Here is a 25,856-nt window from a genome sequence, read left to right as displayed (position 1 = left end):
CTGAGTTAAAGTACTGGTGAAATGGGTAAGTTAAAGGAGATCAGGAAGCGGGGGAGCAGGGGAAGAAGAACTATTGATTATTACCCCATGACCAATTCCCAATTCCCAATACTTCGACTTCGCTCAGTACAAGTTCACAATTCACAATTCCCACGGGGATAAAGTCAAAATAATTTAAAGAATTAATGAATTTTCGGCAAATTGTGACACATGTTATGGACTGAGCTTGATACTGTGTTACACGAGAGGAAGTTATATGAGGCATAATGGTTAACACGTAGCTATAAAAATTCCATTCGTCGAAAAGGCAGCATTTGCTGCTGAAACATTTGTCCTAAATTATCGTCACAGAAAGCCTGTATGTTTGTATCGCAGTCGGGAAACTACCCCATCAGCAACCAAAGTCGAATAAACATTAACTCCCAGTTGAACAGCCCTAGCAACATCGTACCGATGGTGGTAGAACAGTCTGGCATGGGAGAAAGGGCTTTCGACATCTACTCCCGCCTGCTGCGAGAGCGGATTATCTTTTTGGGAACGCCAATAGACGATGCCGTAGCCAACTCAATTGTGGCTCAATTGTTATTCTTAGATTCCGAAGACTCAGAGAAAGACATTCAAATGTATGTCAATTCTCCTGGTGGCTCAGTCTACGCAGGGATGGCAATCTATGATACAATACAGCAAATTCGCCCTGATGTTGTTACCATCTGTTTTGGATTAGCCGCGAGTATGGGGGCATTTTTGTTAACAGCAGGGGCTGCCGGTAAGCGAATGTCTCTACCTGACTCCCGGATTATGATTCACCAACCACTTGGTGGCGCTCAAGGTCAAGCTATTGACATTGAAATTCAAGCCAGAGAAATTCTTTACGTTAAGGCTAAGTTGAATCAGTTAATGGCTCATCATACTGGTCAACCCTTAGAAAGAATTGAAGCAGATACTGAGCGCGACTTTTTCATGTCGGCAGAAGAGGCGAAAAACTACGGTTTGATTGATCAGGTCATTTCCAGGCAAAATCTTCCCACAGCAGGGGAAAACGTCACCATTCTGAAATAAGAGGCTGGTATGTCTAAGTACGACTCCCATTTAAAATGTTCGTTTTGCGGCAAGTCTCAGGAGCAGGTGCGTAAATTAATCGCAGGGCCGGGAGTCTACATCTGCGATGAGTGCGTTGACTTGTGTAATGAAATACTAGACGAAGAGTTACTCGATACCAATGGTGCGGCAGCACAACCGGCACCAAGAGCAGAACCACCTCAAAAACGGCGTACTCAATCTTCTAGTATTTCGTTTAATCAAATACCCAAGCCCAGAGAGATTAAAAAGTATCTAGACGAACACGTTATTGGTCAAGACGAAGCCAAGAAAGTCCTGTCAGTAGCCGTTTACAATCACTACAAGCGGTTGGCAGTCATTCAGTCTAAAGCCAGTGGCAAAGGTGGGGCGGATGATGCTGTAGAACTTCAAAAGTCCAACATTTTGTTAATCGGCCCAACTGGTTGCGGCAAAACTCTCTTAGCGCAAACCTTAGCGAAAATCCTGGATGTACCTTTTGCCGTCGCTGATGCTACGACGCTTACGGAAGCAGGTTATGTGGGAGAAGATGTAGAAAATATCTTGCTGCGACTGTTGCAAGTGGCAGATTTGGATATAGAGGAAGCGCAACGAGGAATTATCTACATTGATGAAATTGACAAAATTGCTCGCAAGAGTGAGAACCCGTCAATTACCCGTGATGTTTCTGGCGAAGGCGTGCAGCAAGCCTTGCTAAAAATGTTAGAGGGAACGATCGCCAATGTACCACCCCAAGGAGGGCGCAAGCATCCTTATCAAGACTGTATCCAAATTGATACAAGTAATATTTTGTTCGTCTGTGGTGGTGCTTTCGTAGGCTTAGAAAAGGTTGTGGATCAGAGAGTTGGCAAAAAAGCAATAGGCTTTGTGCAACCTGGAGAAGGACAAACAAAAGAAAAGCGGGCAGCAGATACTCTCCGCCATTTAGCACCAGATGATTTAGTAAAATTTGGTATGATTCCCGAATTTATTGGGCGTGTGCCAATGGTAGCAGTAGTAGATCCGCTAGATGAAGAAGCGCTAATGGCGATTCTCACACAGCCACGTAGCGCCTTAGTGAAGCAGTACCAAAAACTGCTGAAGATGGATAATGTCCAGCTAGATTTTAAACCAGATGCTTTAAGAGCCATCGCTCAAGAAGCCTACCGCCGTAAAACTGGTGCAAGGGCGCTACGGGGCATTGTAGAAGAACTTATGCTGGATGTAATGTATGAGTTACCGTCCCGTAAGGATGTGACACGCTGTACAGTAACACGGGAGATGGTCGAGAAGCGATCGACTGCCGAACTGATAATCCATCCATCTTCACTACCGAAACCAGAGTCAGCCTAATAGTCATTAGTCATTGGTCATTAGTCATTGGGCAAAAACTAAGGAATAATAACTATGTACCAAGGACAAATGACTAATGACAACTGACAAAGGACAAGTGACTAATGCCTTATATTAAAGTTCGTGGCGTTGACCATTACTACGAATGGGTGAAAAAACCATCTGGTTCTTTGGTAAAACCAGTGATGGTTTTTATGCACGGTTGGGCTGGTTCGGCTAGGTATTGGCAAAACACCGCTAATGCTTTATCAGAGCAATTTGATTGTTTACTCTACGATTTGCGTGGATTTGGCCGTTCTCGTGGGAAACCAACCATAGCCCAAGCCAGTGAAGCTGTTGCTGACTCTGAGTCCCCGCAGGAAGAATCAGAGGCAATCAGAGAGTTAACTTATGAATTAGAAGAATACGCTGATGATTTGGCAGCCTTGTTAGATGGTCTGCATCTTCAGCGTGTCTATATCAATGCTCACTCGATGGGCGCTTCTGTTGCTGCTTTATTTTTTAACCGTTATCCTCAACGAGTGGAACAAGGAATTCTAACCTGTAGCGGCATTTTTGAGTACGACGAAAAATCTTTTAGTGCCTTTCATAAATTCGGTGGCTATGTGGTGAAATTCCGTCCCAAGTGGTTAAGCAAAATTCCATTTGTTGACAGGATGTTTATGGCGAGATTTTTATATAGTTCAATACCACATTCTGAGCGTCAAGCTTTTTTAGAAGATTTTCTCGAAGCAGATTACGATGCAGCTTTAGGGACAATTTTTACTTCTGTTAGTAAGGCTCAATCTGAAGTGATGCCGCTTGAGTTTGCCAAGCTGACAGTGCCGACTCTGCTCGTAGCCGGGGAGCACGACAAAATTATTCCGGCCGAGATGGGGCGTAAAGCAGCTGCACTGAATGACAAAGTGGAATTTGTGATGATTCCCAACACAGCACATTTCCCCATGTTGGAAGATGCTCCAACTTATATGCAACGGGTACAAGAGTTTTTGCAAATTAATACCCCACAGCCACAAGTTAGATAACTGCTGGCGGTTTTTTAGACAGTTAAGTGTACCTGTGTGATACCTTGACGCATTTTATATTGTCGTCTTAACCAAGACTTTTTAATTATTTTACGGAGTAAGGGAGCAAGTTGAATCAACAGCGATCGCAACAGTGCATTTTTTCGCAGTAGTTCGCCTTGTTTAGCTTCCTGTAACTGGAGTTGCTGGGCGCGGATAATTTCTGGCTCACGTTCTGCTTGGATGTGCGATAGTGCCATATCAATGTCCTGGTGTTCGGCTTGTTTGTGCAACAACGGCACAAGGTGATTAGCAGCGACAATCACATCACGGAATGCTAAATTAATTCCTTGAGCGCGGACAGGAGACATTGGGTGTGCAGCGTCACCTAGAAGCAATACCCCTGGTGCGTGCCATTGTGGACAATAACCAACCACAACAGAAAGCCGAATGGGGGATTCGATGGTGTCTGCATGATTACGGAAATGTTCTGCTAGCCATGAGGGAGATAGTGAGGCAAAAATCTCTGCCCAGTTAGCTTGCTTGGAGTCAGTGTTTTCGGTTGCGGACATCACCCAAGCTAGATGCAGTTTTCCTGATTCTGCTCCGTGAAAGATAGTAAATACGCGATCGCCATTTACAATAGTACGAAAAACATTATCGGCTGCAAACTCAGGACTGGCGGCAAGTTTAAACCAGAGAATATCAATATTTTTGGGCTGGCGTACCAATTCCAATCCTATACGTTGTCTCACCAGAGAATTTCTACCATCTGCCCCAATCACTAAGTCAGCAGTTAGTTCTCTGCCATCGCTCAATACTACACCTGCAACACGTTGATTACTCCAGCGTAAATCTTTGACTGGAATACCCTGGATAAATTCAAACCCATCATTGGTTTGAGCTTGGGAAATCAGTGCTTTGAGTAGGGGTGGTTGTGAAACCAGTGTACAGGGTCGGCTTGCTCCCATTGGTTCATCAACTCGAAACAATTGCTTGTCCCCCACAATGAATTCCCATGCGTCGAGTTGCCGATGGGGAATATGCTCCAACAACGCGGATAGGCCCATTTGATCTAGTGCATCTAACCCACTTGGCATTAATCCTTCACCGCGAAAAACACGATGAAAGTCTTTTGCTGCTTCAATTAAGGTTACAGCAATACCACGTTGTATAAGGAGCAGGGCAAGGGTTACACCTGTTGGGCCTGCGCCTACAATCACAATCTGCACGACCTTAGCCCTCCTGTATCAGTTGCTCTCAAAGATGTTAGTTGAATTATCTTGAGATTAGGGACTTCCAGTTAAAAAAATATCCCGTTGTAGGGGCGCAAGGCCTTTCGCCCCTACAAATCCATAAATAATTTGGGATAATTTACTTTTTGCAAGTCTCTTTATAGATTTTACGTTACGGAATAGGGAACCACAGAGGCAAGGCAGCGCGGTCTTGGGGGTTTCCCCCATGAGCGACTGCCGCGCAGAGGGCACAGAGAAATGAGAGTTTAAGAGATATTTTGGTTAGGTCGTAATTAACTCAAACCCAATTCTCGTTTTAGCAAGTTAATTGAGTTAGTGCCGATATAATTTTCAACCTTAATCAGCTTTGGGGGACGAATAATATCTTCATCAGATGCTTGTACAGCTGCTTGCACTGCTGCAAAACTGGCTTGATCGCTGATGATTACCTCAGCTCGTTTGACCATAGCCTGAAGTTTATAGGCATCTTTTGGTTGCGAAGTCATCACTAGTAGTTCATCTCCTCGCAGACCGTGGAGGATGACTTCTGCTGCTCGTGCAATGCCGGAACTGAGGCTAACTATACCTACACAATTTTCTTTTGGTAGGATTTTTAAGAGGCTGAGTTCTTTGCTGTAGTCGTAGATATCTAAAGGAATTACTCGTGCAGCTTTAGGGGCTGCGATCGCTTCCACATTACTGATAAAATACCGACTTGTGACTACTGTTGCAGAGGTAGTTTTATCTAACACTGCTGTCAATTCTTCCATTGCTACTAATTGGACTGGGATTTTTAGCGATCGCTCCAATTCATAGACCATCAACTCACCAGCACCCATATCATAGGATGGAACTGCAACCAGTACCCGCGCACTACAACGCAAGCGCCAGTCTATTTCCGCTAAAAATAGCTCTCTGGCTTGATTGAGCGAACATCCTTGAGAAAGCAGATCGTCAAGTGCTTGTTGGACAACTTGATATGCGTCAGGATTTTGTTTGAGAATTGGTGATTGCAGCCGACTACCGCCCTCATGACCTTGGGCACGAACATAAATACCCGAACCAGCCATACTTTCAACAAATCCGTCTTCTTCTAGTTGACGGTAAACTTTGCTAATGGTATTACGGTGTAATCCCGTTTGCATTGCCAGCGCCCTTGTGCTTGGCAATTTGTACGCTGGGGGATATTGCCGAGAAGCGATCGCAAAGCGGATTTGATTAAACAGCTGGGTTGATGCGGGAATTTCGCTGTCTGGCTGAATACGGAATTGAATCACCACCAAACCTCCTGAATACTAAGTGCTGAGTGATGAGTGCTGAGTTTTGAGTATTAAGTGTTACTCTTCTATCCAGCACTCCTTTAGTGACCAGCTGTATTTGCTACATATCAAATATTTGATTTACAAATAAAATTTTTCTGGTAGAAATTTTTAATGCGCTCACTATGGTATTTGGTAATTCTATTGGAAATAACCTCGGCATACTGGCATAGTTATATCAAACAAACACACCGTTAATCACATAACACGGGTAAAAATTATTATGGCAGAGCAAGCAATAATTACCACAACGGTTAATCTTTTGCAAGATAATATTCAAGTGTCTGCTTATTTAGCAGAACCAAAAGAACCTGGATCTTACCCAGGAATCGTGGTATTACAAGAGATTTTTGGTGTCAACGTTCACATTCGAGATGTTACAGAACGGATTGCCAAACTTGGGTATGTAGCGATCGCACCTGCACTTTTTCAACGGACTGCTCCTGGTTTTGAAACCGGATACACACCCGAAGATATTGAAACGGGCAGGGGCTACGCGATGCAAACTCAAGCATCAGAGTTATTGAGCGATATTCAATTAGCAATTGACTACCTCAAAAATCTGCCCCAAGTCAAAAAAGATAGTTTTGGCTGTATTGGCTTTTGCTTTGGCGGTCATGTCGCATATCTTGCAGCCACTTTACCAGATATTAAAGCTACGGCTTCCTTCTACGGTGCTGGAATTACCACCCGCACGCCAGGAGGCGGTACTCCTACTGTCACCCGCACTAGAGAAATTCCAGGTACAGTCTATGCCTTCTTTGGCACAGAAGATGCTAGCATCCCACCCGAACAAGTAGACGAGATTGAAGCAGAGTTAGAAAAATATAAAATTCCTCATCGTGTGTTTCGCTACGATGGAGCTGATCACGGATTTTTCTGTGACCTTCGTGCCAGTTATAATCCTAAAGCTGCTGCTGATGCTTGGGAGCAAGCCAAACAACTCTTTAGTCAACTGAACTGAAGCATATACAGCCAAGTTTGTCATTAGTCATTAGTCATTAGTGAATAATAAAGGACAACTGACGAATGACAAATGACAAGTGACTAATGACAATCAAAACTCCAGTTGCACCATCTCAAATAAAAATTAATCTTCAAAAGTCATGAATTCCGAATCGAAACTTTCTCAAACAGCCAATTCGTCATTTACAATGGACGATTTTGCCAAAGCGCTAGAAAAACACGACTACCAGTTTCAAAAGGGACAGGTTGTACATGGCAAAGTGTTCCAACTTGACCATGATGGAGCTTATGTCGATATTGGTGGCAAGTCGTCAGCTTTTCTACCGCGCGATGAGGCTTCTTTGAGAGCAGTTACCGATTTATCGGAAGTGCTGCCATTGCAAGAGGAAATGCAGTTTTTGATTATCCGAGATCAAGATGCAGAAGGTCAAGTCACCCTTTCTCGAAAGCAGTTGGAAATTCAGCACATCTGGGAACGATTGGCTGAAATGCAGGAAAATGCTCAGACTGTGCAAGTACGGGTTATGGGTGTAAATAAAGGTGGTGTCACCGTCGATATTCTTTCCTTGCGGGGGTTTATTCCGCGATCGCACTTGGCAGAGCGTGATAATTTAGAAGCACTCAAAGGTCAAAATCTGACTGTGGGCTTTTTGGAAATTAATAAAAACACCAACAAACTCATTCTTTCTCAGCGATTAGCAACTCGTTCTAGCAACTTCAGCTTATTAGAACTAGGTCAACTGGTGGAAGGTAAAGTTACTGGCATCAAACCTTTTGGTGTGTTTGTCGATTTAAATGGTATGGGGGCTTTGCTTCATATCAAACAGGTAAGCCAAAAATTCATCGACTCTTTAGAAAAGGTATTTAAAGTTGGTCAGGCAATCAAAGCTGTAATTATTGATTTGGATGAGGGTAAAGGGCGAGTTGCTCTTTCTACCAGAGTTTTGGAAAACTTCCCTGGTGAAGTGTTAGAGAATATGGATGAGGTGATGGCTTCGGCTGAGGCGCGTGCTAATAGAGCTAATAACAAAGCTGCTGAATAGTTTTGAAGTGGGCTGTTTGCACAAAGCGTTTAAATCGTCATCTGAAACAATTTTGAATTGTTAATACTCCCCCTGCATCTACAAAAATGTGGGGGGATTTTAAATTGGGAAAACTTTTCCCAGACTTTTTTCTAGCCTCTGGCTGGAAATGCGGGTAAAACAAGAATTTCAGTCAGCTTCAGATGACTTTCGCTATGAGCCGCAGAATTTATTCTGAGGCGGACGTGTGGACAATGCCAACATTCTGCAATGATGCAAATACCTTAAGTCCACAATCTCACATTTGAACCATCACCCGCCATAGGTTAGAAACCTACGGCTAATAGCCAAAGTCCTCTCAAGAGGACTAAACAAGAATTAATCAGCCTCTAGTGCCAGGTATCGGATCTCTGAAATATTGATTAACTCGTAGAAAACAACTCAATTACAAATATTTATAAAAATCTGAAGTGCTTAAATGTTACACTTCACAAGTCTTGATGCGAGAAACGCCACATATTTATATAACGAAGCGCCATATACAGCCAACCCTCCAAGAGTAAAGAGTATGCAACTGGGGAGGTGTCCCTCTGGTGCTGAAGCGTTAAAAACTACATCTGAATGATGTATCCAGTTTCTTTTCACTTTCCATCCTACGCGATCGCCTAATTTTTCCCAGGCTTCTTTATAAAATTCACCGTCAGCCTTGCCACCAACACTCAGATAAATTTTCTTCTGAACGCTAAAGCCAAAGCGCCCATTGCTATATTTTACCCAAAGTTGATCAATGGTGCGTAAGTTCAGTATAGGGAAAATTATTGACGGCTGCTAAATCAAACCAGCCTTCCTTTTCCCTACTAGATGCTTTGAGCATAACAGCTAAAGTTTCGTCATCTGCTTCTTTCCACTTGCCTGCTGCTAGCAAATCTCGCAATCGCGTGTAGTTTACTCCCTTCTCAGAACTGAGGTCGTCGGCTTGAATTACTTGCTGTAGCTTTGGTTTTCGCTCTGGCGGTTTTCCAGTAATACCCCAAATTAAGTTTTCCATAGCCTCAGTATCTGTCCGAAAGTCAACCCAAGTATGATTCCTAAGAAAAATTGGAAGTTTCGGCTGCTGTGGTGTATTCTCAAGCAAAACGGGAATCACGGGACAGCCTCTCTCTACAAATTCGTTTAAAAAAGCTCTCATCTCTTGACTTTGCCAGGGGCCAAGTCCACTGCTACCTACAAAAACTGCTGCTGATTTAATATTTTCTATTTGTTCTTCTAGTAAAGACTGCCATGCTAAACCAGGACGAAGTTCCCACTTATCTAGCCAAGCTTTAATTCCTTGTCTTGTTAATTCATTAGCAATTTCTATAACTTCAGGCTTGTCTTTGCTATTGTGGCAAAGGAAGACATCAAACTGATCTTCGTCACTCATTTATAAGTCTCCTCACATCCACTTCTCTATATTGGCAATAATTGCCAACGCATTATACTTACTGCTTTAAATCCTTCTTCAACGATTTTAACTCAGCCAAATACTGCGAGGTTTTACCTAAAAAATAACTCTAATGTAGGTTGGGTTGAGGAACGAAACCAAACATTTTCACGGCTTTGTTGGGTTTCACTCCGTTCAACCCAATCTACAAATCTTCTTAACGTAATTACTTAAGTTACGTCGAATTTAATAAGCAAAATGGCATTTGACTTACTCAAAAGAAGCTTTTACTTTCTCAAACTCCAGTTTGCTTTCTCATTTTGGTGTTTTCCGCAAGCAAAAGCAGCTTTTACTTTCTCAAACCCCGGTTTGCTTTCTCATTTTGGTGTTTTCCGCAAGCAAAAGGAACTTTTACTTTCTCAAACTCCAGTTTGCTTTCTCATTTCGGTGTTTTCCGCAAGCAATCAAGCATATTGCTTTTTCAACATGCTTGATTGCTGACTTAATGCAGTATAGCGGTTATCAGTCTTGTGAGGTACAGTAGCAGCAGTGAGTAAACCAACCCAGCAAATTCTCTATTGTCACTTCTGCGAATGCCGTATCTAATGCCTGGAGTAAATCAGGGTATGTCCTTGCACCGATGCGACGGAGAATGTTCTTAATCTTGGACCAACAATTCTCAATCGGTGAAAAATCGGGAGAATAGGGGGGGAGATAAATGAGATGAGCGCCAGCAGCGATGAGCAAAGCTTCAAGTTCATCACTTTTATGGATTGAGCAGTTATCCATGATCACCACTGCACCAGGCCAAAGTTTGGGTACGAGCTTTTGGGCGATGAAGGCATCAAAAGTCAAAGCATCGATAGAACCTAAGCCACTCCATTGGGTGAGCAGTCCTTTCAAGCTAATTGCACCAATTACCGAGACATTTTTCCCTTTGCGGTTGGGCTTTTGAGCATAGCCTGAAGGCCAGGCAAGGCGCGGGCACATTTGCGGATGAAGGACAGATTAACTCCCGATTCATCTAAGAAAATCAGCTCTTCGACGGGTATCCCCCTCAAGAGTTTCCAGTACTCAAATCGGGCTAGTTGGACTTCATCACTACCTTTTTTGTGAGGTGGAGACTTTTTTTTGAGGTTGAGGTGAAGTTTCCAGCGAACCATCCGATTCACCGTAGCTACCCCAATTAAGACCTCTGTTTTCTCGTAAAGTCGTTCCCGCAATTCGCTTAACGTCGCATCGGGCTGTGCTATGACGAGTTGGCGCAGGATTTCTAACTGTTCAGCATTCAACTTTGTTGCTGTCTGCTCAGTCCGCACCTTGGGGCCTATCATCCCCAATTCTCGATGGCGTTTGAGTAAATTTTGCACAAAACTTAAGGTGACACCAAAGTTTTTAGCCAGTTTTCGTTGGGAAATGTCACCGCAGGCATAAGCATCAACTATTTTTTGACGCAAGTCGAGAGAGTAGGCTTTCATCACCACCAATTATCAGTAGAATTGCTCTCTCCTACTGTACTGAAGTAGACTGATAACCGCTATAATTCACGCATTCGTAACAACTATCCCTTTGAGATTACTTTTCTCTATCTTTATCTAATGCTTCCTGGATTGCACGACGGCAAAATTCTGGAGGATCATCTTTGGTAGATAGTTCTTCCTTCATAGTTTTTGTGACACGTAAATTAAGACGCTCACTTAAAGATTCTTCCCTCTCTGATTTAAATGGTTTTAAATTTTCTGAATGACCTTTAGGGTTAGGCATTTATGTAGAAATATAAATATAATTTGAACCACTGGTAGGCATTAGATTAAATTGTTTTTTAGTGGTTGCCACAACTTGCCGGAAGTACAACCACTAATATCCAATTCAAAAAATGGACACTACTATTTTATGTTCACGCGATCCGAACTTGAAATCAAGACTATTAAAGAATTACGCGATTTATGTCGGAGATACGGTGTAAAACCTACAGGGAATGCAGGATACAAAACCTCGTACATCGTAACTTTGATGGCATTTCCACTTTTAGCGCTCCAACAAATGAAGCTAGGTAAAGGGTTAAAATCCTCTAACTTTAACGCTATCCAGGTAATCAGTTCCGCTATTGAGGAGATGAATTCACCCACAGACGAACAAACAGCACTGATTCGGATAACTTTGGAGGGCAGAAAAATGAACTATCCTGACCGATATCAGCAAGAAAATCTGCTGAACTTGCACAAGGCTAAGATGTCGCTTGAACAAGCTATCGACTTTTTGAGCCAATAAAACTAATTTTATTAACCTATTCCCTGCATCTACAAAGATGTGGGGGATCATTTTTTAGAGTATTAAGATAAATAAGGTGTGACCAATTGGCTTAGTTGGCGTGAGGATATCTTGAGCATATATCGAGCATTTTGACAACTATAAACGCTGCAACTATTCAATTTAGGTATTTATATGTTTCTAGTAACTGGAGCAACGGGAGGAATTGGTCGCAGAGTTGTGCGACTGCTACGGCAACGAGAACAGTCTGTGCGGGCATTTGTCCGCCTTACCTCGCGTTACAGCGAGTTAGAACACCGGGGTGCAGAAATCTTTATTGGTGATTTGCTGCAAGAAAAAGATATTCAAAAAGCTACTCAAGGTGTGAAGTATATTATCAGCGCTCATGGTTCTGATAGCGATGCTCTATCCTTAGATTACCGCGCCAATATTGAACTGATTGACCAAGCAAAAGCTAATGGCGTAGAGCATTTTGTCTTTATTTCGGTATTGGGAGCTGATCGCGGGTATGAAGACGCTCCTGTGTTCAAAGCCAAACGAGCCGTAGAGCGATATTTGTCAGCTAGTGGCTTGAATTACACAATTTTACGCCCGGCTGGATTAGCATCTAACTTGCTGCCATTGGTAGAACGATTTCGGGAAACGGGATTGTATCTGCTGATTGGCGATCGCAAAAACCGTACCTCAATTGTCAGTACCGATGATTTGGCAAGGATAGTAGTGGATTCTATGACAGTTGAAGGCGCTCGTAACCAGATTTTACCAGTGGGAGGCCCAGAGATTTTATTACGAGAAGATATTCCCCGGATTTTTGGTCGGATTTTCGCCAAAGAGCCAGTAATAATTAATTCACCACTATTTTTAATTGATGGGTTACAAGGTGCATTGGGTCTATTTAATCCCCAAACCCAAAAAGCTTTGGGAACTTATCGCACATTGCTAGCAAACGAATTTTTCTGTACAAAAGATGAAATTGCCAATTTAGAAGCGATTTTTAACTTCCAATTGGAGACATTAGAAAATTTTTTGCGGCGTTATCTAGCAGTTTGAATTAAACACAAGTCATTAGTCACTTGTACTGAGCGAGGCCGAAGTATTGCTCATTAGTGAATCACCAAGGACAAATGACAAATAACAAAGGATAAAAATATATGGTAAATGCTGCTCAAGCACGTCAGACAAAAGAGCGATTCGCTCAACCAGAAGAACAACTCACTTATGAATTGGGGAAGGCGGTACAGGAATTGCCACCCCTGTACACGAGGTTATTAGCGGGAACAATGAGCGTGATCGTATTTGGAGCGATCGCTTGGGCGTACTTCTCGCAAATAGATGAAGTAGCAACAGCACCAGGGGAATTAATTGCTTCCACACAGGTTAGGCCAGTGACATCCTTGGGTGGGGGGTCAATCGTCGGTGTGAAAGTTCAAGAAGGCGATCGCGTTACCAAAGGTCAAATTCTAATTCAAAAAGACCCTGACTTACAAATAACTGATGTTTCCCGCCTAGCCAAATCAACTAGATTGATTCAAGACGATTTGCAACGTTTGGATGCAGAACGTCTTGGAGGCAAAACTACTGGGACGAAACTACAAGATGAACTTTTAAATTCCCGCCTGCAAGACTACCAAGCGCGTCAAGCAGGAGCAGAAGCAGAAGCAAATCGCCAAATAGCACTCATCAATCAAGCCAAAGTCCGGTTGACTCGATTGCAAGACAACTTAGCTAATGCCAAAAGCAGCTTTGCGAATGCCAAAACCAACCTTGCCAACGCAGACAGCATCCGAATTAAAATTGAAAGTAATTTGGCACTTGCACAAGAAAGAGAAAAAAGCTTACGCACTCTAATTACTCCTGGTGCTGTACCTCGTGTCGATTACTTGGATGCTCAAGAAAGATTGACTCGTGCAAAGACAGAAATTACCAGATCGCAAGATGAAGTAACTAACGCCCAGAATAGAATAACAGAGGCTCAAGATAAAGTCACATCATTAGAAAAAGATATTGCTGCTCAAGCCCAAGAAATTCGCCAAGCAGAACAAGCTTACAACGCTGCCCGTAGTCAGGCCCAACGCATAGCATCAGAACGCCAAAGTGAAATTTTAACCCAGTTCAACAAGCGTAAAGAAGAACTGACAACTGTTCAAGGTCAATTAGAGCAGGCGAGGAAGCAGCAAGCTTTAGAAACGATTGAGGCTCCCGTTGCAGGTACGATTTACAGAGTCAAAGCCACCAAGGGGCCAGTCCAATCTGGTGAAGAATTGCTGTCAATTTTGCCAGAAGGGGAAGAAATGCTTCTAGAGGTGAAAGTTCTTAACCGCGATATTGGGTTTATTCGTCAAGGAATGAAGGCAAAAGTGAAAATGGCGACTTTCCCCTTCCAGGAATTTGGGATTGTGGAGGGCGAAGTTATGCAAGTCAGTCCAAATGCAATTATTGATAAAGAATTGGGCTTAGTTTTTCCTACAAGAATTAAGCTAAATAAACATTCAGTTAATGTACGTGGTCAAGAGGTAGAATTTACACCAGGTATGTCTGCTACAGGTGAAATTGTCACTCGTAAAAAGTCAATTCTGACATTTATTACTGAGCCTGTGACGCGACGGTTCAATGAAGCATTTTCTGTTAGGTAGGTTTGTAGCCTCTCTTGTTCTTATAGCTATTTCAAAAGCGATACCTACGCATCCCATAAACCACATTTAAAACGTAAGGGTTTAGCAATGCTAAACCCCTAAATTCATTCACAACAGACGAGCGTTTTAGTTTATTTTTCTAACCGAACAGTATTTGACTCAACTGCAAATCGCTATAATTTTTAAGCGATGCCTAAGAATTTTTTATACTGTTCTATTTGTTTTTGCATTCCCTCTAGTAGTTTCCAAAAATCAAGATTATTCTCATTTTTGTTATCATCATTGCTATCTGTATTGATGCCTGTAATAATCTGACCTATTCGAGAACCGAAATCAGAATTATTAAAACTAGCAATAGTCTCTGGTGTAAGATATTTTGCTGTTTCTGTAATAGTCTGACCCATTAGAGAATCGAAATCAGAATTATTAAAACTAGCAATAGTCTCTGGCGTAAGATATTTTGCTGTTTCTGTAATAGTCTGACCAATTAGAGAACTGACATCGGAATTATTCAAACTAGCAATAGTTTCTGGCGTGAGATATTTTGCTGTTTCTGTAATAGTCTGACCCATTAGAGAATCGAAATCAGAATTATTAAAACTAGCAATAGTCTCTGGTGTGAGATATTTTGCTGTTTCTGTAACAGTCTGACCAATTAGAGAACTGACATCGGAATTATTCAAACTAGCAATAGTCTGTGATGTGAGATAATTTGAGGTTTGTGCGTCGATATGTAGCAGGTTGTCGCCAGATATCACTTGCTTTGCCAGAGAACTGACATTAGAAATATTTAAACTATAGATTGTACTTTGTGAACTATTTGCTGCTGTGTCTGCGTAGCCCGTCGTAGACATCACTTGCTTTGCCAAAGAACTAACATTAGAAATATTTAAACTAGAGTTTGTACTTTGTGTGCTATTTTCTGATGTTTCTGCCACAATCTGACGTACTTGGGCATCAGTCAGGCTGGGGTTAGCACTAAGCATCAGGGCAACTACACCAGCCACATGGGGAGCAGCCATAGATGTGCCGCTATAAGTGGCATACTGATTATTCGGAACTGATGAATAAACCTTGACTCCTGGGGCTGTAACATAAGAGATTTCATTTGTTCCAGAGCGATTAGAGAAATCGGCCATATTATTATTTCTGTCTACTGCCCCAACAGCAATTCCCGACTTGGATGCATAGCGAGCGGGATAGTCTGGTGATGAGTCACCATCATTACCTGCTGCCATGACAACAATTACTCCTTTGCTGCTGGCATAGTTAATGGCTGACTCTAAAGTCCGATTGGAAGATGTGCCTCCTAAACTGAGGTTAATCACATTAGCTCCATTATCCACAGCGTAGCGAATACCTTTAGATATCGAGCTATAAGAACCAGAGCCAGACTCATCCAAAACTTTGACGGGCATAATCTTGGCATCATAAGCAATACCAGTGACACCGTAGTTATTATTTTCTCCTGCGATCGTGCCAGAAACATGAGTACCGTGACCGTTGTCATCTAGGGTGTTGTTGTTTTGATCAGCAAAATTCCACCCGTAATTATCATCAATATAGCCATTGCCATCATCATCTATACCGTTACCTGGAATTTCCTTGGTATTCGTCCAGATATTATTTTTTAAATCCTCGTGGTTATAGTCAACCCCAGTATCTATAACAGCGACAACAACGCCTTTACCTGTGTATCCTTGTGCCCAAACTTCTGGTGCTTTAATAAGGTCGGCTCCCCAATTATTACCACCAAGATCGGGAACATCAGCAAAGGTATTCTGATTAGTAGCTTTAGCCACTGCTGCTGCTGCATTAATTAAGCCATAGCCATTAGTGGAGTTATAACTTTGCGTGGTAAAAGTACTAGTCGTAGCGTTACTGCTATTTTCGTAGTCATTATTATTTAGTAACTGCACATCAGAATCGGCTGAGTTGTAGCTACTACGTCCGCTTAAGTTGAGGCTGGTGTCATTCTTAGTATTAAATGTATCTGATGAAGAGATTGAAGTAAAATTTAAGCTTCTATTAGTAGAGAATAAATTGTTATTAGTATTATCATTGAGCATAATTGTTTTTTCTCAAAAATAGAAATGCTTTTTAACAGCTAAAATCGCTAGAACTTTTATTAAACAAAAGTTCTAACGTGTGAATAAGCCGTATTGTTAATAATTACTATGAAATTTAATAATAAAATGCTAATTTTATTACCAAAAAAATATTATGATAATCATGCTTTTTGTAAAGAGCTATTTAGAATACGTTTAATTATAAAAAAAGCGGCAGAATGAGTGGCATTTGCTGCTCATTCTGCCGCTTATAGAAATTGCATTTTACCTTTGATAAACGATACTTAAGGGATGATTCTATACCAAGCTATTTGCTACTGTCGTTGTGACAATCTGACGCACTTGGGCATCAGTTAGACCTTTTTTAGCACTGAGCATTAAAGCTATTATTTCAGCAACATGAGGAGTTGCTATAGACGTTCCATCTTTATAACCATAGTCATTGCCCGGAAGTGTCGAATAAATACCCATTCCTAAATCCCCGTCGCCTTCAAAGTATGCTCCAGGAGCCGTAACATAAGCGAGTGGAGTTATTCCAGCACGGTGAGAAAAGTCGGTAAGTGTCTAATTGTAGAACACTGCTCCAACCGCAAGTCCCCACTGGGTAGCATGTCCGGTTCTGATTTACCATCATTACCTGCTGCCATGACGGTAATTGATCCTTTGCTGGCAGCATATTGAATAGCTGACTGTATCTCACTACTCGCAATACAGTTCGGTTAAGGCAAGAGACGCGATAAATCGCCGTCAAGACAAAGGACTGATTATTGTAAAGACGGCGATTTATCGCGTCTTTGTGATCTAGGGCATGTCATCAAAAAACCTTATCCGAACCGTATTGTCACTACTCGGAGAACCACCTAAGCTATTGCTTTCGCCAATATTGCCATTAGCATCGGCTTGATAGAGCAAGTAATAGTTCCCTGCGGCGATCGCATTGTTAATGATGACTGATGCTGTCTCTGAGCTAGTAGCACCTGCGGCAATGGCGTTAACGGCATCAGAGCCGACCAACATCATTACTAAGAGCAGGTTGAAACGGTACGTGCTATCAGGTCTGGCTGAATAGCAGTAGCGATCGCTTGAGTAGCATTTCCGTTGTGACTACTCTTATTTGCATAATTGTTTTTACCTCCGAAAGCGTCGATTTCCGTAGAAGTATAACTAATGCGATCGCTGGCTCTAAAACTATTTACACCACTCAGACTGAAGCTAGAGTCAGTATTCTGATTATCAAAAATATTAGATTTTTTTGATGATAGAAGGCTGGCTTTTATACCAGAATTTTCATTAATAAAGTTACGGTCTTTGGTAAAAAACATTAGTAGTTTCACCTTGTATATTCAAGTAAATTTGCACCAGAATAAGTACTCAAATCTTTGATATATAAGGGATTGAGCCGGGAGATATTTCTTTGTAAGACAGGTGCTACAAATACACTTAACTATAAAATCACCTAATTAGCAAGTAAGATTACAGTTTTCTGCATACTTAAGAAATTCAAAAGGCGAATGAAGTATAACTCCATTCGCCAAAGACTATTTTAAGTGGCTTTTCAGGGATCAAATAAGCACAAGTTAACAGCTTGTCAAAGCTACTAAATGTTTGCTTGCTGCCGTTGATATAGTGACCAATACAAACCCTTTTGTTGCAATAACTCTGAGTGAGTCCCACGTTCGGCAATTACGCCTTGCTCTAATACCAAAATTAAATCAGCGCGTTTGAGAGGGGCAAAGCGGTGAGCAATCAGAAACACAGTGCGGTTAGCGGAAACTTTTTGTAGGTTTTGTAGTACTTGTTGTTCAGTTTCACTATCCAAAGCACTGGTAGCTTCATCCAAAACTAAAATCGGCGCTTGAGAAAGAAATAATCTGGCGAGTGCAATACGTTGTCTTTGTCCGCCAGATAAAGCTGTACCGCGTTCACCCACATTGGTTTCGTAACCGTAGGGTAATTGACTGATGAAGTCGTGTGCTACTGCTAGTCTTGCCGCCTCTACCACTTGTTCTGCGGTAATGTCAGGAGTACCGAGAGTGATATTTTCCAAAATGGAACCGTTGAATAAAAAGTCTTCTTGGAGAACTACACTAACTTGTTGCCGCAGTGACGCTAAATCGGCACTTTTAATATCAAAACCATCAATTAAGATGCGTCCTGATTCAATTTGATAGAGGCGTTGCAATAGTTTAGATAGGGTACTTTTCCCAGAACCACTGCGTCCGACAATGCCAACAAATTGCCCTGGTTCAGCATTGAAAGAGATTCCCCGCAGAATTGCTTCAAAGTTCGGCCGGTAGCGGAAAAATACTTGCTCGAAGGTGACTTGTCCTTTCAGAGGTGGTAAAACTAGACCAGTTCCTAGTTCAGCTTCTGGGGAGACGTTGAGAATATCACCAATGCGATCTACAGAAAGTAGCACTTGTTGGAGGGTTTGCCATAACTGTACTAAGCGCAAAAGTGGGCCCGTGACTCTGCCAGATAGCATTTGAAAGGCAACTAGTTGTCCAATTGTGAGCTTTTGTTCAATAACTAATTTGGCTCCAAACCAGAGAATCAGCATGGTGGAAAAATTAGTGAGGAAGTCACCAATGTTGCTGCTGATATTGGAGGTGGTAGAGGCTTTAAAACCTGTGCGGATGAAGCGAGCAAATAAGCCTTCCCAGCGATCGCGGGCTACTGGTTCTGCTGCATGGGCTTTAACTGAATGAATCCCCGTGATTGTCTCTACTAGAAAGGATTGACTATCAGCACTCCGGTTAAAGGTTTCGTTAAGCCAGTTACGCAGAATTGGTGTTGCAACTATCGTCAAAGTCGCAAATAGTGGTAGTACTGCTAAAGCCACAAAGGTAAGCGGGACGTTGTAGTAAAACATCAATGCTAGGTACACCACAGCAAAGATGCTATCTAGAATCACAGTTAATGCTGTACCCGTGAGAAACTGACGAATTTGTTCGAGTTCCTGGACTCGTGCTACCGTGTCTCCGACGCGCCGCGACTCAAAATAAGCCAAAGGCAGACGCATCAGATGGCGGAATAGCTGTGCTGATAAACTTAAATCCAGACGACGGGCTGTATGGGTAAAGATGAATAAGCGCAGGATGCCAAGTACAGACTCAAATATGGCTACGCATAGAAGCGCGATCGCCATAACATCAAGAGTCGGCAAACTCCCCTGCACCATCACTTTATCAATAACTACTTGCGTAATTAGTGGTGTTGTTAACCCCAAAAGCTGCAAGGTAAAAGATGCTAATAATACTTCTGTTAGTAATCCCTTATACTTCCAAACTGCTGGGGTGAACCAACTGAGGTTAAATGTTTCTTGTTTAGATATGAGTTCTACTTGCCACAATCGTCCATCCCACGATGCTTCAACTATGGATTGCGGTAAGCTTTCACAAATGCGATCGGGATTTAGAGGGTTAGCGATAATTAAGCGATCGCCTTTAACTCCATAAGCTACCACCCAGGATGGACTCTGGGGTGAGTCAGAATTCCACAACAGCAAAGCTGGAAATGACAGTTGTCGCAACTCACCCCAACTCACTTGTAACCGCCGCAACACTAACCCTAACTTTTCTCCTGCTTCCACAACCTGTTTTGGGCGTTGTCCTCTGAGTTGACGTTGCACCCATTCCAGTTGCACAGAGTTTTCTAGCTGTTGCGCCACCATTGTTAAACAAGCAGCCGCAGTGTTCCAGCTAGCAACAAATGGATAATTTGAGATGATTAAATTCGCAGATGGGAGTCGTTTTTGGGGTTGAAAGCTGTGAGGGCTGGAAGTTCCATCTGAAACTGTTACTGAAGGAGTGGAAGAGAAGGAAAATGTCTCTCTTTCTCCCTCCATATACACTGGTAAGACTTGCCAAAATTCCTGAATTTGTGGGTTAGAAAATTCTGTCCACAGGGCTGTATCCCAACACACTACTACTACTTCTTTGCTAGCAGCTACAGCTTTAAAATCCGCAGACAACTTTTGTAAATCACCAAACCAATCCCCCACTTCTAGGGCTGCCAAAGGTTTGCCAACTCCCTCTTCTCGTAAGCGAACTTTTCCAGCCACAATTAAGAATTGGTAACGACCGACATCGTTAGACCAAATTTTTTCTCCCAAACGATACTGACGAGTTTGACACTCATTTTCCAATTGGGATTGTTGTTCGGGAGTCAGCCAGCATAGTGGCGGCTGATTCCAAGGCAAAGAAGCTAGCACTTTTAATCGTAAAGATTCATTATCCAGAATTTTTAACTCACTTGTAGCTTGACTGTCAGTTTTTGAATTTTCTCTGCTAGCCATTTCTCAAATAACTCATTTTGTAGTGCTTGCTTGAGTTGAGTATCTTCTAAAGACGCTGGCAGAAATTGTTCTACTCGAAACAAACCATAAGGTCCTTCTCCTTGGGGAGAGTCTTTGCCAACGATTTCTATTGGTCCTATTAATTGTCCAGGACTTGCCACATCAATAGCTGCCCGTAATATATCCGGCATACTTCCTCGGCTGACTATTCCCATCATGCCGTTCACAATTCGGTCATCTGAAAGTGAATACTCTTTAGCTAGTTGCTCAAAACTACCTCCTTCTTCAATTTGGGTTTGTAGTTCGTCTGCCAATTCTCGATTATTAACAACTATCCGAGAAAGTACTACCCGATCCAAAAAGATTTTGCGTTCAATGAAATATTCTTGGATTTTGGCTTCGGTGACTACAGCTTTCAGCTTTTCTAACTTGTAACCAAAAGTAACTGATGTATGAAATGTGGTGTAATCTGTGTTGTTAGTCTTTAACCATTCTTGAAAACTTTGGGGGTCAGTCAGTTGATTTTTCAGTCTAAAGTCAATAATGGACTGTTCGGTTATTGCTGTACCAATTTCAATATCGTCTCGTGTTCGGATTTCTTGCTCAATTACGTGCTGGCGGAGAATATCCCCAATGAACTGCCCCAATTTTCCAGAGGCTTGCAGGTACTTTACAGCTTCCTCAATAGAAATTATTTGGTCATTAATTGTCAAAAATGATAAAGATTCCATGAATTAATTATGTGAAAATGGTTAAACACTTATAGGACTTTTAAATTAAATCATATAGAGATCATCTGGTCGTTGATGGATAAAAATGATAAAGATTCCATGAACTAATTACATCTAAACGGTCAAAAAATTATATAGCTACTCAATACAATAATTTTCCATGATTATGTTTACAGTCTAGCGGGGACAAAACAGGATTGAAAATATCATCGGTAGTGCAGTAGTAAAGGAGATTGCTTATTTTCTACCACTGGCTCTCATGAGTATTGGGTATTGAGTGCTGTTAGCAGTAGCAGGATATTTAGATCGTTCTTAGTGCTGAGTGGAGAATCTTACTTCTTTACTCAGAACTCACAGAAGAGGAACCGTTTTACCCAATTCCCAATGCTCGATCTACTTAATGATATTTACCCATGTCCAGGAAAGTAACACAGCCGCGATCGCACCGATTAATGTATTAAAAATATTTACTACTTCATTGGTCAGCCAAGTATACTTAGATTGCAGTGTTGCCCCAATCACACTTTCTAAGTTAGTGGCGATAAATGCTGCCAGTATACACCAAGCGACTCCTAATAGATCGATTAAACCAACTCCCCAACCAACAAATGCGATCGCTACAGAAGCCACAATACCAGCTAAAGTCCCCTCCAAGCTGACCGCTCCTTCTGTACCGCGAGGCACCGGTTTGAGTGTGGTAATTAGAAAGGTGCTTTTTCCATACGCTTTACCAACTTCACTTGCAGTAGTGTCAGCCAGTTTGGTACTGAAACTCGCTACATAGCCTAGTAATAATAGAGACTGGAGACTTGTACTGAGCGCAGCCGAAGTATTGGGAACTAAAGACTTGTACTGAGCGAAGTCGAAGTATTGGGAACTAGATACAAGAAATCCCGAATTTATTATCCCTATTCCCAAGGCACACAGCGCCCCGGTCAAAGCTGAACCCCAGACATTCTCCGGGCCCCTTGCCCCAGAACGCTTTTCGGCAATTCCTTCAGCCTCTTTCTGCGCCATACCGATACGGGTAACACCAGAACCAACCAGAAAATAGAACATCACTACTGTATATCCTTGCCAGCCTAGAGTTACCCAAATTAGGATGGCCAGAAACCACGCATGAAATGATCCAGCAGGCGTAAGTAGCTTTTTCGGAGCAATCCAAGCTAAACCCAATAGAATTGTGTTTAATACTACTGCCACCAACCAGGGATTAACAGAATCAATTAAGGATGACATCAGCAATTAATCATGAGTAATTTTGTCTTAACATGAACAGAATAACGAATTTGTCATGTTTAGTGCTTAGTTCCTGAAACCTCTCCAGTTAAAGTAATATGTTTGTATTGTTAACTAAATTGCATCGGAACACTCTCAAAGCTGAGTGTAAAACTACAAACAACGTCTTACACATACACTGCAATATTTATTAAAGAAGGTGGATTAAACAAAATGCAAAAATTTTGTTTAGTTAGGTAGACTTCAATACTTGTAGGTTCAGGGGAAAAGGGGAAGGGGGAAGGGAAAAGAAAAAACCTTTAACCTTTAACCTTTAACTTTTTCCCAAAACCCAATTCCGAGTTAAAAATCCAAAACCCGAGCAGTATTGGGGTGGACTCTTCTAGTAACTGATCCAAAGCACTTTATTATGGTGCATTAAGTTCTCAACACACCATCTATCATAAAGTTGTCAGCTCTGAAATCTACGTTACTGAGTGTCTGCCCAGGCAAACATAAATTAGTATACCTGCACAAGAGAAAGGAGTCACCTAAAGAATTAAGTGTAAATTATGTAAATGTAGGGCGAAGTCTTTAGCCACAAATTGCAGTGACTGAATGGTACTCAGTCCCTAGTTTTCTTTATAAGGATCAAGTATATAAATTATTGTCAGCTAAAACTGTGTTCAAGTTGACGACAATCAAAACTTAACAGAATAATAAATTGTAAATAGCATCAACTACTAATATCTTTCCCAAAAGCTATGAGCCAAACTTTATTCCATCTTGCTTTCCCTGTGACTGACATTGCCCAAACAAAAGCATATTATGTGGATGGCTTGGGCTGTATTCCTGGTCGTGAAAACCATCACGCGCTGATTCTAAATCTCTATGGTCATCAACTAGTAGCTCACATAACCAAAGAACCGTTGATACCGCAACATAGTATATATCCCAGACACTTTGGACTAATTTTTACCCAAGAACGTGACTGGCAAGACTTACTAGAAAGGGCACAACAACAACAGCTACTTTTTCGTGAAGAAACCAAAAATCGCTTTGTCGGTTCTCCTCTTGAACATCGCACTTTCTTTTTAGAAGATCCTTTTTATAACCTTATGGAATTCAAGTATTATCGTCACTCAGAGGCGATTTTTGGGAGTTACGAACATACGCAAATTGGCGATAGAACTTAAGTAATTCGTAATTCGTAATTAAAGATGAATAGATTCAGGGTGGTAAATATCTTGGCTAAACTAATCGTCCATTAAATTGCACTATTTTCATAGTAATAAAAGCTGTAAATCCTCTCCCTTGCTGCCTGCCCCCCTGCGGTCTCAATGTGTAAATTAAATGCTTAACAGCTTACTAACTGGATGCTTTCTTAAGGAAGGGCAGCTTAATAGGCTTTGTTAAAGCTGCTTTTACTGCTGCTAAACTCCTTGGGTCTGTTAGCATCCAAGGGTGTAGGGCAACTGGTAATATGACTTCGCTTCCTACGGGCATTTGTGAACTATTCGCTGGGACAATCATCAAATCATAAGGTGTCCAGATCGATGTAAAATCTAATTGCTCCAATATTACAGCATCAGAATTTAAATCCTTAAGAAAAATACTGCCGGGGCGCATTTGTACGCAACCAGGACGCTGGGAACCATAAGCAACAACAGTTCCATTATGGGGTGAAGAGATCGTAATAAATCTCTGAATACGGTTAATTCCTCCCAATCGCTGGATATAGTAACGGCTGACAATTCCTCCCATACTGAAGCCTATTAAATCTAGCTCTTGTTCTGGTGCAAAGGTGACTGTAACATAATCGGCTACCTGCTTTGCCAATTTATCAAGGCCCATATCACCATTATTAGGAACCAGATCCAGAGAATATACAGACCAGCCTTGTAATGCTAAGTGCCCTGCCATTTTATAGAAAACTAACCCCGTATCGTCAATGCCGTGTACCAATAGCACAGGATTGCGCTGCTGATTTTCAGTATTCATCTCTCACATCTGACTAAATGAAGTCTGTACAAAATGTAACTGAGTGCTGTTACTATCTGCGAACAATCTATGACACTCCTGCCACTGGTTAAAAGTAAACCGCTTGCTTTTTTCCAATCAATAATTTTCAAACGAAGAAGTGTTAATTTTTATAAAGCTTGCTTTCAGAATCTTGCTCTTAGTTACAGTAAAATTTAATAATTAGTTCTCGGTGTATGAAGGTCGCAAGTGCTTGCATAAAGAACATTTGCCCTATAGTTTTACTACAATGTTGATTAAGCACAAATCTATAAGGGTTGTCAGCAGAACGAGTTGACACCAAAGCAAAAAATGTTACATTTTTTCGTAATTTTTAACAATTACGGTCGAGTTCCAAATATACAAGGCAGGAGTAATTGTAATGGATTTTATCAAAAAGTTAATTTCAGGGATTCTCGGTTTCGTGACTGGGATTCTTGGTTTCGTGACTGGGTTGTTACCTGGTAAAAAACAAAGCAATGGTTACTTTTTAGAACTGGACGAAGCAACCAGTCAATCGAAACCAGCAGCATCAAACGGTAAAAAGGCTACGGCACCAGCAGTATCTGCGGCTGCAAAAAGCTCTGAACCTCAGACTGCTAAAGCAACCACAACTGCAACAAATACCAAAGTAGAAGCATCTCAGAATGGTAAAGCTATCAAAGCTGAACCCGCTAAAGCAGCTGCCACCGTTAGCCCAAAAACACCTGCTGAAACTACCTTTGCACCAAAATATCTTGCTCCTTCGACTACTAGCTCTAATGGTCGTCGTCGTCCAGGTGCTAATATGAGTGCTTACTTAGACATGGCACGTCAGGTTAAAACGCCTAACACGTCTAACAATTGATAGAGAGGCAAAATTGCCTGTATCTACAAGTTAAATGTGAATCTGCAAGGTTAAGATAGCTTTGCCAGTTGTAGATGGAGAAACTCTCCAAACTAGGAGCGATCGCTTAATTTTCTCCACTACAACTTCATATTTTATGGTGTAGGCTTTTTCATCCAAAACTACTCGCCCTAAAGATTCTGGCATTTTGCCAGATTTTGCCAATTGTTTGGTCTTTTAAGTTGATGATAAATGTTTTTAACTGGATTTTTGTTGATCTCCAAAATCTAAAAACATGGCGATTATAAATTAATACGCTTGGGTTAAGCGCTACTTGTACAAAATTGTGGGTTTTGAGAGGCGATAAATCGCCGTCTCTACAAGTCTTTTGGTCTTATCTGAACTGTATTGGAT

At 41.7% G+C, this 25,856-nt stretch carries 26 protein-coding genes; 10 read left to right on the top strand and 16 right to left on the bottom strand.

All coding sequences use genetic code 11. From position 1 onward, the window contains the following. Window positions 1-360 precede the first annotated feature (360 nt). From clpP to FBB35_RS14445, 3 genes are all read left to right on the top strand, one after another. Window positions 361-1,059: an ATP-dependent Clp endopeptidase proteolytic subunit ClpP gene (gene clpP / locus FBB35_RS14455; RefSeq protein WP_114085546.1), complete on the top strand. Its 699-nt coding sequence runs from the start codon at window positions 361-363 to the stop codon at window positions 1,057-1,059. A 9-nt stretch (window positions 1,060-1,068) separates the two neighbouring features. After that, window positions 1,069-2,409: an ATP-dependent protease ATP-binding subunit ClpX gene (gene clpX, locus FBB35_RS14450; protein ID WP_114085547.1), complete on the top strand. Its 1,341-nt coding sequence runs from the start codon at window positions 1,069-1,071 to the stop codon at window positions 2,407-2,409. Between the two features lie 104 nt (window positions 2,410-2,513). Then, window positions 2,514-3,434 (top strand): alpha/beta fold hydrolase, encoded by a 921-nt coding sequence (locus FBB35_RS14445; RefSeq protein ID WP_174710193.1) that lies wholly within the window; start codon window positions 2,514-2,516, stop codon window positions 3,432-3,434. A gap of 14 nt (window positions 3,435-3,448) precedes the next feature. Here FBB35_RS14445 and FBB35_RS14440 read toward each other — a convergent pair whose 3' ends face one another. Both FBB35_RS14440 and FBB35_RS14435 read right to left on the bottom strand, forming a co-directional pair. Continuing rightward, a complete protein-coding gene (locus FBB35_RS14440) occupies window positions 3,449-4,645 on the bottom strand; it encodes an FAD-dependent monooxygenase (protein WP_174710192.1) in 1,197 nt (398 codons plus the stop codon). Between the two features lie 296 nt (window positions 4,646-4,941). Then, window positions 4,942-5,925: a GntR family transcriptional regulator gene (locus FBB35_RS14435; protein WP_174710191.1), complete on the bottom strand. Its 984-nt coding sequence runs from the start codon at window positions 5,923-5,925 to the stop codon at window positions 4,942-4,944. Window positions 5,926-6,190: 265 nt separating this feature from the next. Here FBB35_RS14435 and FBB35_RS14430 point away from each other — a divergent pair, with 265 nt between their 5' ends. Both FBB35_RS14430 and FBB35_RS14425 read left to right on the top strand, forming a co-directional pair. Beyond that, entirely contained in the window at window positions 6,191-6,931 is a 741-nt protein-coding gene (locus FBB35_RS14430; protein WP_174710190.1) for a dienelactone hydrolase family protein, read from the top strand. A 142-nt stretch (window positions 6,932-7,073) separates the two neighbouring features. Further along, the gene (locus tag FBB35_RS14425; RefSeq protein ID WP_174710189.1) at window positions 7,074-7,976 is read left to right on the top strand and encodes a S1 RNA-binding domain-containing protein; all 903 of its coding nucleotides are present in this window, start codon (window positions 7,074-7,076) and stop codon (window positions 7,974-7,976) included. A gap of 453 nt (window positions 7,977-8,429) precedes the next feature. Here the strand turns inward: FBB35_RS14425 and FBB35_RS34695 are convergent, their stop codons facing one another. From FBB35_RS34695 to FBB35_RS14410, 5 genes are all read right to left on the bottom strand, one after another. After that, a complete protein-coding gene (locus FBB35_RS34695) occupies window positions 8,430-8,744 on the bottom strand; it encodes a GUN4 domain-containing protein (RefSeq protein WP_254625990.1) in 315 nt (104 codons plus the stop codon). Continuing rightward, entirely contained in the window at window positions 8,740-9,378 is a 639-nt protein-coding gene (locus FBB35_RS14420) for a TIR domain-containing protein (protein WP_254625946.1), read from the bottom strand. The genes FBB35_RS34695 and FBB35_RS14420 overlap by 5 nt, the downstream gene beginning before the upstream one ends. A gap of 522 nt (window positions 9,379-9,900) precedes the next feature. Beyond that, window positions 9,901-10,368, bottom strand: a complete 468-nt coding sequence (locus tag FBB35_RS34690) for a transposase (RefSeq protein ID WP_254625646.1) — start codon at window positions 10,366-10,368, stop codon at window positions 9,901-9,903. Continuing rightward, window positions 10,296-10,856, bottom strand: a complete 561-nt coding sequence (locus tag FBB35_RS34685) for a transposase (protein WP_254625945.1) — start codon at window positions 10,854-10,856, stop codon at window positions 10,296-10,298. The genes FBB35_RS34690 and FBB35_RS34685 overlap by 73 nt, the downstream gene beginning before the upstream one ends. Window positions 10,857-10,953: 97 nt before the next feature. Continuing rightward, window positions 10,954-11,142, bottom strand: coding sequence for a hypothetical protein (locus FBB35_RS14410; RefSeq protein ID WP_174710188.1), 189 nt, complete (start codon window positions 11,140-11,142; stop codon window positions 10,954-10,956). Between the two features lie 129 nt (window positions 11,143-11,271). Between FBB35_RS14410 and FBB35_RS14405 the strand changes: the two genes are divergently transcribed. From FBB35_RS14405 to FBB35_RS14395, 3 genes are all read left to right on the top strand, one after another. After that, on the top strand, window positions 11,272-11,649 hold the full coding sequence (locus tag FBB35_RS14405) for a hypothetical protein (protein WP_174710187.1): 378 nt from the start codon (window positions 11,272-11,274) through the stop codon (window positions 11,647-11,649). Window positions 11,650-11,823: 174 nt separating this feature from the next. After that, entirely contained in the window at window positions 11,824-12,699 is an 876-nt protein-coding gene (locus FBB35_RS14400) for an SDR family oxidoreductase (protein ID WP_174710186.1), read from the top strand. A 101-nt stretch (window positions 12,700-12,800) separates the two neighbouring features. Beyond that, complete coding sequence (locus FBB35_RS14395; protein ID WP_174710185.1) at window positions 12,801-14,282, top strand: HlyD family efflux transporter periplasmic adaptor subunit; 1,482 nt, start codon at window positions 12,801-12,803, stop codon at window positions 14,280-14,282. A 182-nt stretch (window positions 14,283-14,464) separates the two neighbouring features. Here FBB35_RS14395 and FBB35_RS14390 read toward each other — a convergent pair whose 3' ends face one another. The 7 genes from FBB35_RS14390 to FBB35_RS14360 form a co-directional block, all read right to left on the bottom strand. After that, window positions 14,465-16,351 (bottom strand): S8 family peptidase, encoded by a 1,887-nt coding sequence (locus FBB35_RS14390; protein WP_174710184.1) that lies wholly within the window; start codon window positions 16,349-16,351, stop codon window positions 14,465-14,467. Between the two features lie 297 nt (window positions 16,352-16,648). Next, window positions 16,649-16,822 carry a S8 family serine peptidase gene (locus FBB35_RS35790; RefSeq protein ID WP_368041836.1) on the bottom strand — a complete coding sequence of 58 codons (174 nt, stop codon included), beginning with the start codon at window positions 16,820-16,822 and terminating at the stop codon, window positions 16,649-16,651. A gap of 330 nt (window positions 16,823-17,152) precedes the next feature. Then, entirely contained in the window at window positions 17,153-17,371 is a 219-nt protein-coding gene (locus tag FBB35_RS14380; RefSeq protein ID WP_174710183.1) for a CARDB domain-containing protein, read from the bottom strand. A 2-nt stretch (window positions 17,372-17,373) separates the two neighbouring features. Then, window positions 17,374-17,673: a hypothetical protein gene (locus tag FBB35_RS14375; RefSeq protein ID WP_174710182.1), complete on the bottom strand. Its 300-nt coding sequence runs from the start codon at window positions 17,671-17,673 to the stop codon at window positions 17,374-17,376. A gap of 275 nt (window positions 17,674-17,948) precedes the next feature. Next, on the bottom strand, window positions 17,949-20,648 hold the full coding sequence (locus FBB35_RS14370; RefSeq protein WP_174710181.1) for a type I secretion system permease/ATPase: 2,700 nt from the start codon (window positions 20,646-20,648) through the stop codon (window positions 17,949-17,951). Further along, window positions 20,597-21,379, bottom strand: coding sequence for a peptidylprolyl isomerase (locus FBB35_RS14365; RefSeq protein ID WP_174710180.1), 783 nt, complete (start codon window positions 21,377-21,379; stop codon window positions 20,597-20,599). Before FBB35_RS14365 ends, FBB35_RS14370 begins: the two co-directional genes overlap by 52 nt. Before the next feature lie 393 nt (window positions 21,380-21,772). Next, window positions 21,773-22,618 carry a TIGR00297 family protein gene (locus tag FBB35_RS14360; RefSeq protein WP_174710179.1) on the bottom strand — a complete coding sequence of 282 codons (846 nt, stop codon included), beginning with the start codon at window positions 22,616-22,618 and terminating at the stop codon, window positions 21,773-21,775. A gap of 743 nt (window positions 22,619-23,361) precedes the next feature. Here FBB35_RS14360 and FBB35_RS14355 point away from each other — a divergent pair. After that, entirely contained in the window at window positions 23,362-23,793 is a 432-nt protein-coding gene (locus tag FBB35_RS14355) for a VOC family protein (protein ID WP_174710178.1), read from the top strand. A gap of 172 nt (window positions 23,794-23,965) precedes the next feature. On the opposite strand, the gene FBB35_RS14350 is transcribed toward FBB35_RS14355, so the two are convergent. Next, window positions 23,966-24,598 carry a triacylglycerol lipase gene (locus FBB35_RS14350; RefSeq protein WP_174710177.1) on the bottom strand — a complete coding sequence of 211 codons (633 nt, stop codon included), beginning with the start codon at window positions 24,596-24,598 and terminating at the stop codon, window positions 23,966-23,968. A 400-nt stretch (window positions 24,599-24,998) separates the two neighbouring features. Between FBB35_RS14350 and FBB35_RS14345 the strand changes: the two genes are divergently transcribed. Further along, window positions 24,999-25,463: a hypothetical protein gene (locus FBB35_RS14345; protein WP_174710176.1), complete on the top strand. Its 465-nt coding sequence runs from the start codon at window positions 24,999-25,001 to the stop codon at window positions 25,461-25,463. A gap of 30 nt (window positions 25,464-25,493) precedes the next feature. Here FBB35_RS14345 and FBB35_RS14340 read toward each other — a convergent pair whose 3' ends face one another. Continuing rightward, window positions 25,494-25,649: a hypothetical protein gene (locus FBB35_RS14340; protein WP_174710175.1), complete on the bottom strand. Its 156-nt coding sequence runs from the start codon at window positions 25,647-25,649 to the stop codon at window positions 25,494-25,496. Between the last annotated feature and the right edge of the window lie 207 nt (window positions 25,650-25,856).

Origin of the sequence: Nostoc sp. TCL240-02 (assembly GCF_013343235.1) — a bacterium.
In the GTDB taxonomy this organism is placed as follows: domain Bacteria; phylum Cyanobacteriota; class Cyanobacteriia; order Cyanobacteriales; family Nostocaceae; genus Nostoc.
This window is presented reverse-complemented; position numbering and strand designations above follow the sequence as displayed.

Coding starts and splice junctions, on each gene's coding strand:
- clpP (WP_114085546.1), top strand. CDS start 361: ATGTTTGTATCGCAGTCGGGAAACTACCCCATCAGCAACCAAAGTCGA.
- clpX (WP_114085547.1), top strand. CDS start 1,069: ATGTCTAAGTACGACTCCCATTTAAAATGTTCGTTTTGCGGCAAGTCT.
- FBB35_RS14445 (WP_174710193.1), top strand. CDS start 2,514: ATGCCTTATATTAAAGTTCGTGGCGTTGACCATTACTACGAATGGGTG.
- FBB35_RS14430 (WP_174710190.1), top strand. CDS start 6,191: ATGGCAGAGCAAGCAATAATTACCACAACGGTTAATCTTTTGCAAGAT.
- FBB35_RS14425 (WP_174710189.1), top strand. CDS start 7,074: ATGAATTCCGAATCGAAACTTTCTCAAACAGCCAATTCGTCATTTACA.
- FBB35_RS14420 (WP_254625946.1), bottom strand. CDS start 9,378: ATGAGTGACGAAGATCAGTTTGATGTCTTCCTTTGCCACAATAGCAAA.
- FBB35_RS34690 (WP_254625646.1), bottom strand. CDS start 10,368: ATGTGCCCGCGCCTTGCCTGGCCTTCAGGCTATGCTCAAAAGCCCAAC.
- FBB35_RS34685 (WP_254625945.1), bottom strand. CDS start 10,856: ATGAAAGCCTACTCTCTCGACTTGCGTCAAAAAATAGTTGATGCTTAT.
- FBB35_RS14410 (WP_174710188.1), bottom strand. CDS start 11,142: ATGCCTAACCCTAAAGGTCATTCAGAAAATTTAAAACCATTTAAATCA.
- FBB35_RS14405 (WP_174710187.1), top strand. CDS start 11,272: ATGTTCACGCGATCCGAACTTGAAATCAAGACTATTAAAGAATTACGC.
- FBB35_RS14400 (WP_174710186.1), top strand. CDS start 11,824: ATGTTTCTAGTAACTGGAGCAACGGGAGGAATTGGTCGCAGAGTTGTG.
- FBB35_RS14395 (WP_174710185.1), top strand. CDS start 12,801: ATGGTAAATGCTGCTCAAGCACGTCAGACAAAAGAGCGATTCGCTCAA.
- FBB35_RS14390 (WP_174710184.1), bottom strand. CDS start 16,351: ATGCTCAATGATAATACTAATAACAATTTATTCTCTACTAATAGAAGC.
- FBB35_RS35790 (WP_368041836.1), bottom strand. CDS start 16,822: ATGGGTATTTATTCGACACTTCCGGGCAATGACTATGGTTATAAAGAT.
- FBB35_RS14380 (WP_174710183.1), bottom strand. CDS start 17,371: ATGATGTTGGTCGGCTCTGATGCCGTTAACGCCATTGCCGCAGGTGCT.
- FBB35_RS14375 (WP_174710182.1), bottom strand. CDS start 17,673: ATGTTTTTTACCAAAGACCGTAACTTTATTAATGAAAATTCTGGTATA.
- FBB35_RS14370 (WP_174710181.1), bottom strand. CDS start 20,648: ATGGCTAGCAGAGAAAATTCAAAAACTGACAGTCAAGCTACAAGTGAG.
- FBB35_RS14365 (WP_174710180.1), bottom strand. CDS start 21,379: ATGGAATCTTTATCATTTTTGACAATTAATGACCAAATAATTTCTATT.
- FBB35_RS14360 (WP_174710179.1), bottom strand. CDS start 22,618: ATGTCATCCTTAATTGATTCTGTTAATCCCTGGTTGGTGGCAGTAGTA.
- FBB35_RS14355 (WP_174710178.1), top strand. CDS start 23,362: ATGAGCCAAACTTTATTCCATCTTGCTTTCCCTGTGACTGACATTGCC.
- FBB35_RS14350 (WP_174710177.1), bottom strand. CDS start 24,598: ATGAATACTGAAAATCAGCAGCGCAATCCTGTGCTATTGGTACACGGC.
- FBB35_RS14345 (WP_174710176.1), top strand. CDS start 24,999: ATGGATTTTATCAAAAAGTTAATTTCAGGGATTCTCGGTTTCGTGACT.
- FBB35_RS14340 (WP_174710175.1), bottom strand. CDS start 25,649: ATGCCAGAATCTTTAGGGCGAGTAGTTTTGGATGAAAAAGCCTACACC.